The 16,799-nt window shown below is 68.7% G+C and carries 14 protein-coding genes; 11 read left to right on the forward strand and 3 right to left on the reverse strand.

All coding sequences use genetic code 11. The features are described 5' to 3' along the window. The 3 genes from ACZJYS_RS14935 to ACZJYS_RS14945 all read right to left on the reverse strand — a co-directional run. Positions 1-710, reverse strand: a 710-nt coding sequence (locus ACZJYS_RS14935) for an FUSC family protein (RefSeq protein ID WP_493179341.1), incomplete at its 3' end; no start/stop codon positions are given. Then, complete coding sequence (locus ACZJYS_RS14940) at positions 710-1,177, reverse strand: MarR family winged helix-turn-helix transcriptional regulator (protein WP_493179343.1); 468 nt, start codon at positions 1,175-1,177, stop codon at positions 710-712. The genes ACZJYS_RS14940 and ACZJYS_RS14935, both read right to left, overlap by 1 nt. A gap of 118 nt (positions 1,178-1,295) precedes the next feature. Beyond that, positions 1,296-1,895 (reverse strand): DUF2239 family protein, encoded by a 600-nt coding sequence (locus ACZJYS_RS14945; protein ID WP_493179345.1) that lies wholly within the window; start codon positions 1,893-1,895, stop codon positions 1,296-1,298. A gap of 62 nt (positions 1,896-1,957) precedes the next feature. Here ACZJYS_RS14945 and ACZJYS_RS14950 point away from each other — a divergent pair, with 62 nt between their 5' ends. From ACZJYS_RS14950 to tuf, 11 genes are all read left to right on the forward strand, one after another. Continuing rightward, positions 1,958-2,293, forward strand: coding sequence for a GIY-YIG nuclease family protein (locus ACZJYS_RS14950; RefSeq protein ID WP_493179347.1), 336 nt, complete (start codon positions 1,958-1,960; stop codon positions 2,291-2,293). 120 nt (positions 2,294-2,413) lie between these two features. After that, positions 2,414-2,935, forward strand: a complete 522-nt coding sequence (locus tag ACZJYS_RS14955) for a DUF4142 domain-containing protein (RefSeq protein WP_493179349.1) — start codon at positions 2,414-2,416, stop codon at positions 2,933-2,935. 244 nt (positions 2,936-3,179) lie between these two features. Then, complete coding sequence (gene rplK, locus ACZJYS_RS14960; RefSeq protein WP_109517973.1) at positions 3,180-3,614, forward strand: 50S ribosomal protein L11; 435 nt, start codon at positions 3,180-3,182, stop codon at positions 3,612-3,614. A gap of 2 nt (positions 3,615-3,616) precedes the next feature. Further along, complete coding sequence (gene rplA / locus ACZJYS_RS14965; RefSeq protein WP_109517972.1) at positions 3,617-4,315, forward strand: 50S ribosomal protein L1; 699 nt, start codon at positions 3,617-3,619, stop codon at positions 4,313-4,315. A 311-nt stretch (positions 4,316-4,626) separates the two neighbouring features. Then, positions 4,627-5,145, forward strand: a complete 519-nt coding sequence (rplJ, locus tag ACZJYS_RS14970; RefSeq protein ID WP_099097360.1) for a 50S ribosomal protein L10 — start codon at positions 4,627-4,629, stop codon at positions 5,143-5,145. A gap of 97 nt (positions 5,146-5,242) precedes the next feature. Next, positions 5,243-5,620: a 50S ribosomal protein L7/L12 gene (gene rplL / locus ACZJYS_RS14975; RefSeq protein WP_109517971.1), complete on the forward strand. Its 378-nt coding sequence runs from the start codon at positions 5,243-5,245 to the stop codon at positions 5,618-5,620. 175 nt (positions 5,621-5,795) lie between these two features. Further along, positions 5,796-9,977 (forward strand): DNA-directed RNA polymerase subunit beta, encoded by a 4,182-nt coding sequence (gene rpoB / locus ACZJYS_RS14980; RefSeq protein WP_493179353.1) that lies wholly within the window; start codon positions 5,796-5,798, stop codon positions 9,975-9,977. Positions 9,978-10,062: 85 nt separating this feature from the next. Then, positions 10,063-14,328 (forward strand): DNA-directed RNA polymerase subunit beta', encoded by a 4,266-nt coding sequence (rpoC, locus tag ACZJYS_RS14985; RefSeq protein ID WP_109517969.1) that lies wholly within the window; start codon positions 10,063-10,065, stop codon positions 14,326-14,328. Between the two features lie 395 nt (positions 14,329-14,723). After that, positions 14,724-15,095: a 30S ribosomal protein S12 gene (rpsL, locus tag ACZJYS_RS14990; RefSeq protein ID WP_099097356.1), complete on the forward strand. Its 372-nt coding sequence runs from the start codon at positions 14,724-14,726 to the stop codon at positions 15,093-15,095. Positions 15,096-15,107: 12 nt separating this feature from the next. Then, a complete protein-coding gene (gene rpsG, locus ACZJYS_RS14995) occupies positions 15,108-15,584 on the forward strand; it encodes a 30S ribosomal protein S7 (RefSeq protein WP_109517968.1) in 477 nt (158 codons plus the stop codon). A gap of 26 nt (positions 15,585-15,610) precedes the next feature. Further along, the gene (tuf, locus tag ACZJYS_RS15000; protein ID WP_109517967.1) at positions 15,611-16,798 is read left to right on the forward strand and encodes an elongation factor Tu; all 1,188 of its coding nucleotides are present in this window, start codon (positions 15,611-15,613) and stop codon (positions 16,796-16,798) included. Position 16,799: the final 1 nt, after the last annotated feature.

The following is a 16,799-nucleotide window of genomic DNA, read 5'->3' on the forward strand; positions in this document are numbered from 1 at the left end:
CGGGCGCGCTCGCGCAGGTGCGGCGCCCAGAGCTGCGGCGCGCGGCGGCTCTCCGCCTCGTAGCGGGTCTGCTGGAACAGCAGCTCCAGCGCCGCGCCGTCGCGCGCGATGCGGCGGCGCTCGGCGGCGAAGCGTTCCGGATCATGGACCCCGGAGAGGCTGTCCGCGCCGAAGCGGGCGAGGTCGGCGAGCCAGGCGCGGCTGGCGGCCAGCAGGCGCGGCACGCCCCGGCGCGGGAACAGCACGCCGTGCATCAGCCAGGCGCAGAGGATGCCGAGGCCGATCTCCAGCATGCGGGAGACCGCCGTGTCGAACACCGCCTGCGGCTGCTCGACGATGGGGAAGCAGATCAGCGCCGCCGTGTAGCCGGAGAGCATGAAGGCGTAGGCGCGCGGCGTGGGGTCGTAGAAGGAGGCGGCGAGGCAGGTGCCGATCCACAGCGCCAGGGCCAGCAGCAGCAGCGGCGGCGCGCCGGCCAGGTTGGGCAGCACCAGGATGGAGAAGGCGCCGCCGCACAGCGTGCCGACCAGCCGCCACAGCGCCTTGGCGCGCAGCGCGCCGGCGAAGGGCTGGGCAACGATATAGACCGTGGCCATGGCCCAGTAGGGGCGCGGCAGGTCCAGCCCGAAGGCGACGAGCAGCGCCAGCGCGGCGGCGGCGAAGCTGCGCGCGGAATAGAGCCAGTCGGCGCGGGCGGGCCAAGCGGGCATCAGGGCTGCCCTCCGTGCACGCCGAGCCGGTGCCACATGCCTTCCAGCACCCGCATGGTGGCCTCCAGGTCCTGCGGCGCGGCGGTGCCCAGCAGCTCGGCGCGAAGCGCCTCCAGCAGCCCCTCGGCCTGTTCCGCGGCCCGCCGCCCGGCGGCGGTGAGGTGCAGGATGCGGGCACGCCGGTCGGCCGGGTCCGCATGGCGCTCGACCATGCCGGCGGCGCAGAGCTGGTCCAGCAGCCGCACCAGGGAGGGCTGCTCGATGCCGAGGGCCTGGGCCAGCGCGCCCTGCCGGCAGGGCGCATCGCCCCGCGCGCGCAGCAGAAGCAGGGCGGAGGCGGTGGCGTGGGACAGGGAGAGGGGTGCGAGCCGCAGGTCGGCCTCGCGCCGCCAGGCGCGCGTGATCCGCACGAAATGGTCGCCGAAGCGGCGGAACAGCTCGGGCAGGGGCGGGGCGGCGGAGGACATGCGGGAAAGGTAGGGGGCTTATGGTTAGCAGACAAACAATATGGCCGATTGTTCAGGAAGCCGCTGGCGAGGCCTGGCGGCGTGGATCGCGCCCAGCCCTCCCCCGAGCCCTTTGCCGTCAGCCGGGGCTGGCTTCGCCGCCTGGGCCCAGATAGCGGAGCAGCTGATCCCGGATGTCCGGCGCCCATGCCCGTATGCAGTGCAGCAGCCGCTCCCGGTCCTGGGCGAACAGGGCGCGCGCGGCATCCTCGAAGCCCGGCAGATCGCCCGCCATGGCCGACATGAAGCGGTAGGCGGCTTCCGTCCGCCGGCGTGGCGCACCCGATTCACTGTCGAGCTTGCGTGCCGCCTCCACCAGCCTCCGCAAGGCCACCGATGCGCCGCCGGGCTGGCTGGCCAGCCACTCCCAGTGACGTGGCAGGAGGGTCACTTCGCGCGCGACCACGCCCAGCTTCGGGCGCCCCCGCTTCGTGGCGGGCCGGGCGAGGGGCGCATGGCGGGCGGCAATCTCCGCCTCGGTTCCGCGAAGATCGAGATCCGTGACCGCGCCGGTGGCCTGGTCGAACACCAGGACAGCCGACCGGGTGCCGCGTTCCTGCGCCCGCTTCGCCGCCAGCGCGGCCTCGGCCAGGGTTCCGGATGCGAGGCGCGCGAACCCTTCGAAGACCACGAAACTGCCCGCCCCGGGGCTTTCGGTTTCGTCCGGTGAGTCATTCATGAGATTATTTACCCGGGTAAAAATTCAGCCTAATATTGCCCGGGTGAAAAAGGAGGTCAATCATGGACCGGAGCGCCCGCAAGGCTGCCTGCGCCGCCTACAAGGAACGGAAGCCAGGCTATGGCGTGTTCGCCGTCATCTGCGTCGCCACGGGGGAGACATGGGTCGGACAGAGCCGCCATCTCGACACCCAGCAGAATAGCCTGTGGTTCACGCTGAGGCAGGGAAGCTGCCCTTATGGCGCGCTGCAGACCGCCTGGAACGTCCACGGGCAGGGCGGATTCAGGTTCGAGGAGCTCGAGCGTCTGCGTGACGATTTTCCGGCCCTGACCCGCTCCAGCGAACTCAGGAACCGGCAGTCCATCTGGCGGGAGAGGCTTCGGGCGGCTGCCCTCTGATGCCGCCAGCGGCCGCGATCCTTCCTCTCCGGCGGCCTCCGCGAGGAGGGCGAGCCGGCAGGGGGAACGACCGCGGGCCGCGCCGGTTCCATGGCTGCCACCTCAACAGGATGAACGGTCATGATCCGCCGCAATGCCCTGGCCGCCCTCGCCAGCGCCACGCTGGTCCCCCTGCTGCTTCCCGCCGGCGCCCGGGCGCAGGGCGCGATGCCGGCCGGCGCCATGAGCTCCGACCTCATGGAAGCACGGCAGGCGGCGCTGGCGGGCGGCACCTTCGCGCTCAACAGCAGCCAGCTCGCCGCCAGCCGCGCCGGGCAGGCGCCGGTGCGCACCTTCGCGCAGTTCGAGGTGGCGGAGCAGCAGGCGCTGCTGCAGGCCATGCAGCTCGCCGGCCTGCCGCTGCCCGCCACGGTGATGATGCCGGGCGAGAAGCTGGCGATGCTGCAGCAGCTCGAGACGCTGCAGGGCGACGCCTTCGACACCCTCTACCTCCAGGGCCAGCGCCTCGGCCACCGGGAGCTGCTGGCGGCGCACCAGGCGCTGCGCGGCGGCGGCCTGCGGGAGGAGCGGGTGATCTCCACCCTGGCGGCGGCCAGCATCGAGCAGCACCTGGCGATGCTGCAGGCCCTCAGCGCCGGCTGAGGCGGCCGGCGGCGGCAGACCTGCCGCGCCGGCAGCGGAGCCATGCGCGGCAGGGCTGGTCTTTGTCTGGACTCGCGCGGGAGAGAGGGGTATACGCCCGCCTCCGCCGCAATCACGCCGTGCTGCGCGCTCCCCGCGTGCCAGGCCGTTGCGGCGTTTTCTTCAGGGACGCGGGAGGCCCGGCCCCAGCCTATCGGGGACAGCCGCAAGCACCGCGCGCCTCTGAGAGCGCAGAGGAACGACTATGGCGAAGAAGATCGTCGGCTACATCAAGCTGCAGATCCCGGCGGGCAAGGCGAACCCCTCGCCGCCGGTGGGCCCGGCCCTGGGTCAGCGCGGCCTGAACATCATGCAGTTCGTGAAGGAATTCAACGCGGCGACGCAGGGCATGGAGCCCGGCACGCCGACGCCGGTGGTCATCACCGCCTTCTCCGACCGCACCTTCTCCTTCATCACGAAGACCCCGCCCAACACCTACTTCCTGCTCAAGGCGGCGAAGCTGGACAAGGGCAGCCAGACCCCCGGCAAGGGTGGCGTGGTGGGCCGCGTGACCAAGTCGCAGCTGCGCGAGATCGCCGCGACCAAGATGAAGGACATGAACGCCAACGACGTGGAGGCCGCCGTGCGCATGCTGGCCGGTTCCGCCCGCTCGATGGGCATGTCCGTGGTGGAGGGCTGATCATGGCCAAGCAGGGCAAGCGTCTGAAGGCGATCTACGCCGGTCTGGACCGTGACAAGCTGTTCGCGCTGCCGGAGGCCGTGGCCACGGTGAAGGCGAACGCCAAGGCGAAGTTCGACGAGACCGTCGAGATCTCGATGAACCTCGGCATCGACCCGCGCCACGCCGACCAGATGGTGCGCTCCATGGTCTCCCTGCCGCACGGCACGGGCAAGACGGTCCGCGTCGGCGTGTTCGCCCGCGGCGCGAAGGCCGAGGAGGCGCAGGCCGCCGGGGCCGACGTGGTGGGCGCCGACGACCTGGCCGCGCTGGTGCAGGAAGGCAAGATCGAGTTCGATCGCTGCATCGCAACGCCGGACATGATGGGCCTGGTCGGCCGCCTCGGTAAGATCCTGGGCCCGCGCGGCCTGATGCCGAACCCGAAGCTCGGCACCGTGACGATGAACGTCAAGGACGCCGTGGCCGCCGCCAAGGCCGGCCAGGTGGAGTTCCGCGCCGAGAAGGCCGGTATCGTCCATGCCGGCATCGGCAAGGTCTCCTTCTCGGAGGAGCAGCTGGTCGAGAACGCGCGCGCCTTCGTCGAGGCGATCCAGCGCGCCAAGCCGACCGGCGCCAAGGGCACCTATGTGAAGAAGGTGGCGCTCTCCTCCTCGATGGGCCCCGGCCTGAAGGTGGACGTCACCTCGCTGGCCTCGGCGTAAGCCGGGCCGCAGAGATACGCGCTCCGCTCCGGCGGGGCGCGGGCAAGGGGGCGGGCTGGCCCGCCCTCTGAAACCTGTCCGAGAACGCATGTGGCCCAAGGGCTTTAAGGGGGCATCCGCCCCGCAGGCGTGAGATGGGGATGCCGAGAGAGATCGCAGCCTTGGCCGCACAGGCGGCCGGGCGTGATGGCTTGGTCTTCCGCAGACTCAGACAGGCGAACCGGGGCTTGCGCGGGTGAACACCTGCGTCGGCCCCCGTGTGAACCGGCCGGACCCCCTCCACAAGGGCCGGCCACCGACGGAGACGGGAGTTGGATCGTACGGAGAAGCGTGCGTTCGTTGCCTCCCTCGCGGAGGTGTTCGCGGATACTTCCTTTGTGCTCGTCGCCCAGAACAAGGGTCTGACGGTCGCCGAGGTGAGCAATCTGCGGCGCCAAATGCGAGCGGCGGGCGCGACGTATAAGGTCGCGAAGAACCGGCTGGCCACCCTCGCCCTCGACGGCACCCGCTTCCAGGGCATCTCGCCGCTGCTGAAGGGCCCGACCGCGCTTGCGTGGTCGACCGACCCGGTGGCCGTGGCGAAGACCGCCGTGGAGTTCGCCAAGGGTAACGACAAGTTCGTGATCCTGGGCGGGGCAATCGGGAACCAGACGCTGAACGCCGATGGCGTGAAGGCCCTGGCGACCCTGCCCTCGCTCGAAACCCTGCGCGCGCAGCTGGTGGGTCTCATCCAGACCCCGGCGACGCGGATCGCTGGTGTGCTTCAGGCACCCGGCGGGCAGGTGGCGCGCGTGCTGGCGGCTTACGCCAAGAAGGACGAGGCGGCCTAACAGGCGCCTTTCGCGGAAGACCCCCCGGGCGGCCTCACTCCGCCGGCCGGGGATTGCATTCATCATGCCAAGCGATTACATCGAAGGATAGAAAACCATGGCCGATCTCGCGAAGCTGGTTGACGAGCTCTCCAGCCTGACCGTTCTGGAAGCCGCCGAGCTGTCCAAGCTGCTGGAAGAGAAGTGGGGCGTCTCCGCCGCCGCTCCGGTGGCTGTTGCCGCGGCCCCGGCCGCTGGCGCCGCCGCCGCGCCGGTTGAGGAGCAGACCGAGTTCACGGTCACTCTGGCGAGCGCCGGTGACAAGAAGATCAACGTCATCAAGGAAATCCGCACCATCACCGGCCTGGGCCTGAAGGAGGCCAAGGATCTGGTCGAGGGCGCGCCGAAGACCGTGAAGGAAGGCGTTTCCAAGGACGAGGCCGAGAAGATCAAGAAGGTCCTCGAGGAGAACGGCGCCAAGGTCGAGGTCAAGTAAGACCGTCCTGGCCCCGCGCCATGCGTGGGGCCGGGTCAGACTGGGCGAGTCGGGCAGGGACCCTCGGGTTCCTGCCCGCGACTGCGTTTCGCAGGGCAATCTTGCGGCGCGCCAGAAGGTGGGGTGACCCGCCGGCCGGGACGGTTGGGCCGGAGCGAAGGGAAGCAGGACGGGCATGAACGCGATCACGAAGTCGTTCACCGGGCGGAAGCGCATCCGGAAGTCTTTCGGGCGGCTGCCCGAGGTGGCGCCGATGCCGAACCTCATCGATGTGCAGAGAGCCTCCTACGAGGCGTTCCTGCAGATGGGGGTGGATCCGGACGCTCGCACGAATACCGGGCTTCAGGAAGTGTTCAAGTCGGTCTTTCCGATCGACGATTTCGCGGGCCGCGGCCGCCTGGAGTTCGTGCAGTACGAGCTCGAAGAGCCGAAGTATGATGTCGAGGAATGCATCCAGCGCGGGCTGACTTTCGCCGCGCCGCTGAAGGTGCGCCTGCGTCTCATCGTGTGGGACGTGGATGAGGACACGGGCTCGCGCTCGGTCCGCGACATCAAGGAGCAGGATGTCTACATGGGCGACATGCCGCTCATGACGGACAACGGCACCTTCATCATCAATGGCACCGAGCGTGTCATCGTCAGCCAGATGCACCGCAGCCCGGGCGTGTTCTTCGACCACGACAAGGGCAAGACGCACAGCAGCGGCAAGTACCTCTTCGCCGCCCGCGTCATCCCCTACCGCGGCTCCTGGCTCGACTTCGAGTTCGACGCCAAGGACATCTGCTACGTCCGCGTGGACCGGAAGCGCAAGCTGCCCGCCACGACGCTGCTCTACGCCCTGGAATCCGCCCGCACCGAGCAGCTCCGCGCCGAGCGCGGCGAGGCCCTGGAGCCGGGCGAGGTCCGCGGCATGGACGCCGAGGAGATCCTCAACACCTTCTACGACCAGGTGGTGTTCCGCCGCGGGCCGAAGGGCTGGAGCCAGCCCTTCCAGCCGGAGGGCTTCCGCGGCCTGAAGCTGATCGAGAACCTGGTCGACGCCGAGAGCGGCGAGGTGGTGGCGGAGCGCGACACCAAGCTGACGCCGCGCCTGGCCCGCAAGATCGCGGAGAACGGCACCAAGGAGGTGCTGGTCTCCCGCGCCGAGCTGCTGGGCCGCTTCGTCGCCGAGGACATGGTGGACCTCACCACCGGCGAGATCTGGGCCGAGGCCGGCGAGGAGCTGACCGAGCCGAAGCTGGCGCAGATCGAGCAGGCGGGCATCGACACCCTGCCGACGCTGGCGACCGGCCAGAATGTCGGCCCCTGGCTGCGCAACACCCTGGCGGTGGACAAGAACGCCACCCGGGACGAGGCGCTGATGGACATCTACCGGGTGATGCGCCCGGGCGAGCCGCCGACGCCGGAGACCGCCGAGGCCCTGTTCCGCGGCCTGTTCTTCGACGCCGAGCGCTACGACCTCTCCACGGTCGGCCGCGTCAAGATGAACATGCGCCTGGGCTTCAGCCTGGACGACGTGCCGGACCACATCCGCACGCTGCGCAAGCAGGACATCCTGGCCACGGTCAAGACGCTGCTCGAGCTGAAGGACGGCAAGGGCCAGATCGACGACATCGACAACCTCGGCAACCGCCGGGTGCGCTCGGTCGGCGAGCTGATGGAGAACCAGTACCGCGTCGGCCTGCTGCGCATGGAGCGCGCGATCAAGGAGCGCATGGGGTCGGTCGATATCGACACCGTCATGCCGCATGACCTGATCAACGCCAAGCCGGCGGCGGCGGCGGTGCGCGAGTTCTTCGGCAGCAGCCAGCTGTCGCAGTTCATGGACCAGACCAACCCGCTGTCCGAGGTGACGCACAAGCGCCGCCTCTCGGCGCTTGGCCCGGGCGGCCTGACGCGCGAGCGCGCCGGCTTCGAGGTGCGCGACGTGCACCCGACGCATTACGGCCGCATCTGCCCGATCGAGACGCCGGAAGGCCCGAATATCGGCCTGATCAACAGCCTCGCCACCTTCGCCAAGGTGAACAAGTACGGCTTCATCGAGACGCCGTACCGCCTGGTGAAGGACGGCAAGATCGTCGGCTCGCCCCGCTACCTCTCCGCCATGGAGGAGGAGAAGCTGGTGGTCGCCCAGGCGGATGCCGAGGTGAACGCCGACAGCGGCGAGTTCCTGTCCGACCTCGTCTCCGTCCGCCAGGGCGGCGACTTCCGGCTGGTGAAGCCGGAAGAGGTGACGGCGATCGACGTCTCGCCCAAGCAGCTGGTCTCCGTCGCCGCGGCGCTGATCCCGTTCCTCGAGAACGACGACGCCAACCGCGCGCTGATGGGCTCCAACATGATGCGGCAGGCCGTGCCGCTGGTGCGCTCCGACGCGCCGCTGGTCGGCACCGGCATGGAAGCGGCCGTGGCGCGCGACTCCGGCGCCACCATCGTGGCCCGCCGCGGCGGCGTGGTGGACAGCATCGACGGCGCCCGCATCGTGGTGCGCGCGACGAGCGAGGAGGACGGCACCACCCGCGGTGTCGACATCTACCGCCTGCGCAAGTTCCAGCGCTCCAACCAGAGCACCTGCATCAACCAGCGCCCGCTGGTGAAGGTGGGCGACCAGGTGGCGGCCGGCGACATCATCGCCGATGGCCCCTCCACCGAGCTGGGCGAGCTGGCGCTGGGCCGCAACGTGCTCGTCGCCTTCATGCCCTGGAACGGGTACAACTTCGAGGACTCCATCCTCATCAGCGAGCGCATCGCCAAGGATGACGTCTTCACCTCGATCCATATCGAGGAATTCGAGGTGATGGCCCGCGACACCAAGCTGGGCCAGGAGGAGATCACCCGCGACATCCCGAATGTCGGCGAGGAGGCGCTCCGCAACCTCGACGAGGCCGGCATCGTCTATGTCGGCGCCGAGGTGAACCCGGGCGACATCCTGGTGGGTAAGGTGACGCCGAAGGGCGAGAGCCCGATGACGCCGGAGGAGAAGCTGCTCCGCGCCATCTTCGGCGAGAAGGCGTCCGACGTGCGCGACACCTCGCTGCGCCTGCCGCCCGGCACGACCGGCACCATTGTGGACGTGCGGGTGTTCAACCGCCGCGGCGTCGACAAGGACGAGCGCGCCATGGCGATCGACCGCGCCGAGATCGAGCGGCTGGCCAAGGACCGCGACGACGAGAAGTCGATCCAGGAGCGGAGCTTCCACTCCCGCCTGCGCGAGCGTCTGCTGAACCAGAAGGCCTCGGGCGGCTTCAAGGGCGTGAAGGCCGGCACCGTCATCAATGACGAGGTGCTGGACCAGTTCGCCAAGGCCACCTGGCGCCAGATCGGCGTGCAGGATGACGCCGTGATGGTCGAGATCGAGGCGCTGAAGCGCGAGTTCGACGCCGCGGTCGAGAAGCTGCAGAAGCGCTTCGAGAGCAAGGTGGAGAAGCTGCAGCGCGGCGACGAGCTGCCGCCCGGCGTGATGAAGATGGTCAAGGTCTTCATCGCAGTGAAGCGCAAGCTGCAGCCGGGCGACAAGATGGCCGGCCGCCACGGCAACAAGGGCGTGGTCTCCCGCGTCGTGCCGGTGGAGGACATGCCGTTCCTGGAGGACGGCACCTCGGTCGACCTCGTGCTGAACCCGCTGGGCGTGCCCTCGCGCATGAATGTCGGGCAGATCCTGGAGACGCATCTGGGCTGGGCCTGCGCCAATATCGGCAAGTCCATCGGCGAGCTGGTCGAGGATTACCGCCGGGCCGGCGCGGCGCGCGAGGCGCTGCTCGACAAGCTCCGCGATGTCTATGGCGACGAGATCTTCGGCCGCGACATCGAGGACATGTCCGAGGACCAGCTGATCGAGCTGGGCGAGAACCTGAAGAAGGGCGTGCCCATCGCGACACCGGTCTTCGACGGTGCCCGCATGTCGGACATCGAGCAGATGCTGGACAAGGCGGGGCTCGACACCTCCGGCCAGAGCCAGCTGACCGACGGCCGCACCGGCGAGATCTTCGAGCGCAAGGTGACGGTCGGCTACATCTACATGCTGAAGCTGCACCACCTGGTGGACGACAAGATCCACGCCCGCTCCATCGGCCCCTACAGCCTCGTCACCCAGCAGCCGCTGGGCGGCAAGGCGCAGTTCGGCGGCCAGCGCTTCGGCGAGATGGAGGTCTGGGCGCTGGAAGCCTATGGCGCCGCCTACACGCTGCAGGAGATGCTGACGGTGAAGTCGGACGACGTGTCCGGCCGCACCAAGGTGTACGAGGCCATCGTCCGCGACCAGGACAGCTTCGAGGCGGGCATTCCGGAGTCCTTCAACGTCCTGGTGAAGGAGTTGAAGTCGCTCGGCCTGAACGTCGACCTGGAGAACCGCCCGGCGTGAGTGCCTCGCCGAGCCTGAACCAAACTTTGCTCAGCCGCGCCGGGTTCGCCCCGGCGCGGCGGCCTCACCTTGAGAGGACGGCCGCATGAACGAGCTGATGAAGATCCTGGGCCAGACCGGCCAGGCGATGACGTTCGATCAGATCAAGATCACCATCGCCAGCCCGGAGCAGATCCGCTCCTGGTCCTACGGTGAGATCAAGAAGCCCGAGACGATCAACTACCGCACCTTCAAGCCGGAGCGGGACGGGCTTTTCTGCGCGCGCATCTTCGGTCCGATCAAGGACTACGAGTGCCTGTGCGGCAAGTACAAGCGGATGAAGTTCCGCGGCATCATCTGCGAGAAGTGCGGCGTCGAGGTGACGCTGGCCAAGGTGCGCCGCGAGCGCATGGGCCATATCGAGCTGGCCTCGCCCGTCGCCCACATCTGGTTCATGAAGAGCCTGCCCTCGCGCGTCGGCCTGATGGTCGACATGTCGCTGAAGGAGCTGGAGAAGGTCCTGTACTTCGAGAGCTACGTGGTTCTCGAGCCGGGCCTGACCGACCTCAAGCTGCACCAGCTGCTGACCGAGGACCAGTACCTCTCAAAGCAGGACGAGTTCGGCGAGGACGCGTTCTCCGTCGGCATCGGCGCCGAGGCGGTGAAGCAGATGCTCGCCGGCATCGAGCTGGACCGCGAGAGCACCCAGCTGCGCGCCGACCTCAAGGAGACCACCTCCGAGGCCAAGCGCAAGAAGCTGGTCAAGCGGCTGAAGATGATCGAGTCGTTCAAGGAGGGCGGTGCCCGCCCTGAGTGGATGATCCTCGACGTCGTGCCGGTGATCCCGCCCGAGCTGCGCCCGCTGGTGCCGCTGGATGGCGGCCGCTTTGCCACCTCCGACCTGAACGACCTGTACCGCCGCGTCATCAACCGCAACAACCGCCTCAAGCGGCTGATCGAGCTGCGCGCGCCGGATATCATCGTGCGCAACGAGAAGCGCATGCTGCAGGAGTCGGTCGACGCGCTGTTCGACAACGGCCGCCGCGGCCGCGCCATCACGGGTGCCAACAAGCGCCCGCTGAAGTCGCTCTCCGACATGCTGAAGGGCAAGCAGGGCCGGTTCCGGCAGAACCTGCTGGGCAAGCGCGTCGACTATTCCGGCCGTTCGGTCATCGTCGTCGGCCCCGAGCTGAAGCTGCACCAGTGCGGCCTGCCGAAGAAGATGGCGCTGGAGCTGTTCAAGCCCTTCATCTACTCGAAGCTCGAGAAGTACGGCCACGCCACCACCATCAAGGCCGCCAAGCGGATGGTGGAGAAGGAGCGTCCCGAGGTGTGGGACATCCTCGAGGAGGTGATCCGCGAGCATCCGGTGATGCTGAACCGGGCGCCGACGCTGCACCGCCTGGGCATCCAGGCCTTCGAGCCGATCCTGGTCGAGGGCAAGGCGATCCAGCTGCACCCGCTGGTCTGCACCGCCTTCAACGCCGACTTCGACGGCGACCAGATGGCCGTGCACGTGCCGCTGAGCCTCGAGGCCCAGCTCGAGGCGCGCGTGCTGATGATGTCGACCAACAACATCCTCAGCCCCGCCAACGGCAAGCCGATCATCGTGCCGAGCCAGGACATCGTGCTGGGTCTCTACTACCTCTCGCTGGAGACGCCGGAATTCCGCGCGGCCCAGAAGGAGCTGGAGGAGATCAGGGCGCTGATCGCCGGCACCGACGGCAAGGCGCCCGAGGCGCTGGGCGCGGCGGAGAAGCGGGCGCTCAACCACCGCCCCTATGTCTTCGGCGACCTCGGCGAGGTGGAGCAGGCGCTGGCCGCTGGCTCCATCACCCTGCACACGGCCGTCATGGCCCGCGTGCCGGCGCCGCTGGAGGGCAATCCGAAGCGGCATGAGACGGTGCTGACCACGGCCGGGCGCATGATGATGGGCGCGCTGCTGCCGCGCGACCCGCGCACGCCCTACAGCCTGGTCAACCGTCAGCTCACCAAGAAGTCCATCTCGGACGTCATGGACGCGGTGTACCGCCATTGCGGCCAGAAGGAGTCGGTGATCTTCGCCGACCGCCTGATGGCGCTCGGCTTCCGCCAGGCGGCCAAGGCCGGCATCTCCTTCGGCAAGGACGACATGATGATCCCCGCCGAGAAGGAGGGGCTCATCGCGCGCACCAAGGCCGAGGTGAAGGAGTTCGAGCAGCAGTACCTCGACGGCCTGATCACGGCGGGCGAGCGCTACAACAAGGTGGTCGACGCCTGGTCGCGCTGCACGGACGAGGTGGCGGGCGCGATGATGAAGGAGATCTCCAAGCAGGAGATCGGCCGGCCCATCAACAGCGTCTGGATGATGTCGCATTCCGGTGCCCGTGGCTCGCCGGCGCAGATGCGCCAGCTGGCCGGCATGCGCGGCCTGATGGCCAAGCCCTCGGGCGAGATCATCGAGCAGCCGATCATCGCGAACTTCAAGGAGGGCCTGTCCGTCCTGGAGTACTTCAACTCGACCCACGGCGCCCGCAAGGGCCTCGCGGACACCGCGCTGAAGACCGCGAACTCCGGCTACCTGACCCGCCGCCTGGTGGACGTGGCGCAGGACTGCATCATCGTCGAGAACGACTGCGGCACCGAGCGCGGCATCACCGTGCGCGCCGTGATGGATGGCGGCGAGACGGTCTCCTCGCTCTCCGAGCGGATCCTCGGCCGGACCGCGCAGCGCGACATCGCCGACCCGGCGACGGGCGAGGTTCTGCTGCCGCGCAACACGCTGATCGACGAGCCGAGCGCCGACCTGATCGAGAAGGCGGGCGTCGAGGAAGTCTACATCCGCTCCGTGCTCACCTGCGACGCGCGCTCCGGCGTCTGCGGCTTCTGCTACGGCCGCGACCTGGCGCGTGGCACCACGGTGAACATCGGCGAGGCTGTCGGCGTCATCGCCGCGCAGTCGATCGGCGAGCCGGGCACGCAGCTGACCATGCGTACCTTCCACATCGGCGGCGCGGCGCAGCGTGGCGCCGAGCAGTCGGCGGTGGAGGCGACCAGCGACGGCACCGTGGCCGTGCTGAACCGCAACGTCGTGGCGAACAGCCAGGGCGTGCCGATCGTGATGTCGCGTAACTGCGAGATCGTGCTGTCGGACGCCAATGGCCGCGAGCGCGCCCGCTACCGCGTGCCCTACGGCGCGCGCCTGCTGGTGCTGGAGGACGGCGCGGAGGTGACGCGCGGCCAGAAGCTGGCCGAGTGGGACCCCTTCACCCTGCCGATCATCACCGAGAAGGCGGGCACCGTCGAATATGCCGACCTGATCGAGGGCATCACCCTCGTCGAGCGGCAGGACGAGGTGACCGGCCTCTCCTCCCGCGTGGTGGTGGACTACAAGCAGGCGGCGAAGGGCGCCGATCTGCGGCCCCGCATCATCCTGAAGGATGAGAAGGGCGGGATCGTCAAGCTCGCCAACGGTGCCGAGGCCCGGTACTTCCTGTCGCCGGACTCGATCCTCTCGGTCGACAACGGCGCCCAGGTCCAGGCCGGCGACGTGGTGGCCCGCCTGCCGCGCGAGAGCTCCAAGACGCGCGACATCACCGGCGGTCTGCCGCGCGTGGCCGAGCTGTTCGAGGCCCGCCGCCCGAAGGACCACGCGATCATCAGCGAGATCGACGGGCGCGTGGAGTTCGGCAAGGACTACAAGGCCAAGCGCCGCATCCTGGTGGTGCCGGAGCAGGTGGGCGACGAGCCGCCCGTGCCGCGCGAGTACCTGGTGCCGAAGGGCAAGCACGTCTCGGTGCAGGAAGGCGACTATGTGAAGGCCGGCGACCCGCTCGTCGACGGCCCGCGCGTGCCGCACGACATTCTGCGCGTGCTGGGCGTCGAGGCGCTGGCGAACTACCTGGTGAACGAGATCCAGGACGTCTATCGACTGCAGGGCGTGAAGATCAACGATAAGCATATCGAGGTGATCGTCCGCCAGATGCTGCAGAAGGTGGAGATCCTGGATCCGGGCGACACCACCTTCCTGGTGGGCGAGACGGTCGAGCGCATCGAGTTCGAGATCGAGAACGAGAAGCTGCTCGCCCGCAAGGAGCGCCCGGCGCGTGCCGAGCCGGTGCTGCAGGGCATCACCAAGGCCTCGCTGCAGACCACCAGCTTCATCTCGGCCGCCTCCTTCCAGGAGACCACCCGGGTGCTGACCGAGGCGGCGGTGGCCGGCAAGGTCGACTACCTGGCGGGCCTGAAGGAGAACGTCATCGTCGGCCGGCTGATCCCGGCCGGCACGGGCTCGGTGATGAACCGCCTGCGGGCGCTTGCCGCCCAGCGGGACGGCCAGCGCCTGCCGGGCCAGGGCGCGCTGCCCAAGCCGGGCAGCCAGGCCGCCGAGTAAGCGGATCAGGCCGCGGGGAGGGGGTCTCTCTCTCCCCGCGGCCGCTTCGGGGGTGCCCCTTGCGGGGATTCACGCCCCCACAAACCCGGCCCTGCGCCGGGTGCATGGGAGCCGGGCCTTTCAAGGGCCCGGATTCAGGTGTTCGGGGGTGCGGCGCGCTTGACTCATTGGGGGTCGGGGCGTAGGTTCCGCGCCCTCGACGGGGCTTTGTCCGCCATAGGGACATAGCTTGCGGAGTTCTGGACGACAGGTTCTGGGCAACCGGCGCCGCCTCTACTTCAGGGGCTGAGGCCGGGGGCGGGACAAGCCCGAGGGGTGGCGCTGCTGCGCCGCCTTTGCGGGCGCTCTTGCTTGTCAAGGGCCTGGGCGTTCGAAATAGGGCACGAAGGGGCGTCATGCCGACGATCAACCAGCTCATCGCCACGGGGCGTGAGCCCAAGCCGAGCCGTAATAAGGTTCCGGCCCTGCAGGGCTGCCCGCAGAAGCGTGGCGTCTGCACGCGCGTTTACACCACCACTCCGAAGAAGCCGAACTCGGCGCTGCGTAAGGTGGCCAAGGTTCGCCTGGTGAACGGCCACGAGGTCGTGAGCTACATCCCGGGTGAGGGTCACAACCTGCAGGAGCACTCGGTGGTGCTGATCCGCGGCGGGCGCGTGAAGGACCTTCCCGGCGTACGCTACCACATCCTGCGCGGCGTTCTGGATACGCAGGGCATCGCCAAGCGGCGCAAGCGGCGCTCGCTGTACGGCGCGAAGCGGCCGAAGTAAGGGAAGAGAGCGATGTCGCGTCGCCACAGCGCCGAGAAGCGCGAAGTTCTGCCGGATCCGAAGTTCGGTGACATCGTCCTCAGCCGTTTCATGAACGTGCTGATGTATGACGGCAAGAAGAGCACGGCCGAGCGTATCGTCTACGCCGCCATGGACACCCTGAAGCGCCGCGGCGGTCCGAACAGCGACCCCCTGCGCCTGTTCCATGAGGCGATGGACAACGTGAAGCCGGCCGTCGAGGTCCGCTCCCGCCGCGTCGGTGGTGCCACCTACCAGGTGCCCGTCGAGGTCCGCCCGGAGCGCCGCCAGGCTCTGGCCATCCGTTGGCTGATCGAGTCCGCGCGCAAGCGTGGCGAGCACACCATGGAAGAGCGCCTCTCCTCCGAGCTGATGGACGCGGCCAACAACCGCGGCACGGCCGTGAAGAAGCGCGAAGACACGCACCGGATGGCAGAGGCCAACAAGGCCTTCAGCCACTACCGCTGGTAACGACACCCGATCGGGGACTGAAGACAATGGCGAAAGCTAAGTTTGAGCGGAACAAGCCGCACTGCAACATTGGTACGATCGGGCACGTGGACCATGGCAAGACGTCGCTGACGGCGGCGATCACCAAGGTTCTGGCGAAGTCGGGCGGTGCGTCGTTCACGGCGTACGACCAGATCGACAAGGCTCCCGAGGAGCGCGCGCGCGGCATCACGATCTCGACCGCTCACGTTGAGTACGAGACGGCGAACCGCCACTACGCGCATGTCGACTGCCCCGGCCACGCCGACTACGTGAAGAACATGATCACGGGCGCGGCGCAGATGGACGGCGCGATCCTGGTGGTCTCGGCGGCCGACGGCCCGATGCCGCAGACGCGCGAGCACATCCTGCTGGCGCGCCAGGTTGGCGTGCCTGCGCTGGTGGTGTTCCTGAACAAGTGCGACATGGCCGACCCCGACCTGCTGGAGCTGGTCGAGATGGAGGTGCGTGAGCTGCTGTCGAGCTACCAGTTCCCGGGCGACGACATCCCGGTGATCAAGGGCTCGGCGCTGATGGCGCTGGAGGACAAGTCTCCGGAGCTGGGCGAGAACGCGATCCTCGAGCTGATGGCGGCGGTGGACAGCTACATCCCGCAGCCGGAGCGCGCCAAGGACCTGCCGTTCCTGATGCCGGTCGAGGACGTGTTCTCGATCTCGGGCCGCGGCACGGTGGTGACGGGGCGCGTCGAGCGCGGCATCGTCAAGGTCGGTGAGGAAGTCGAGATCGTCGGCCTGAAGGCCACGGTGAAGACGACGGTGACCGGCGTCGAGATGTTCCGCAAGCTGCTGGACAGCGGCGAGGCGGGCGACAACATCGGCGCGCTGCTGCGCGGCACGAAGCGCGAGGACGTGGAGCGCGGCCAGGTTCTGGCCAAGCCCGGCTCGATCACGCCGCACACGCAGTTCAAGGCCGAGGCCTACATCCTGACGAAGGAAGAGGGCGGCCGCCACACGCCGTTCTTCACCAACTACCGCCCGCAGTTCTACTTCCGCACGACCGACGTGACGGGCGTGGTGAAGCTGCCCGAGGGCGTCGAGATGGTGATGCCGGGCGACAACGTGGCGATGGACGTCGAGCTGATCGCCCCGATCGCGATGGACCAGGGCCTGCGCTTCGCCATCCGCGAGGGCGGCCGCACCGTCGGCGCCGGCGTCGTCGCCTCCATCAGCAAGTAAG

Source organism: Roseomonas sp. TS2 (genome assembly GCF_058833935.1).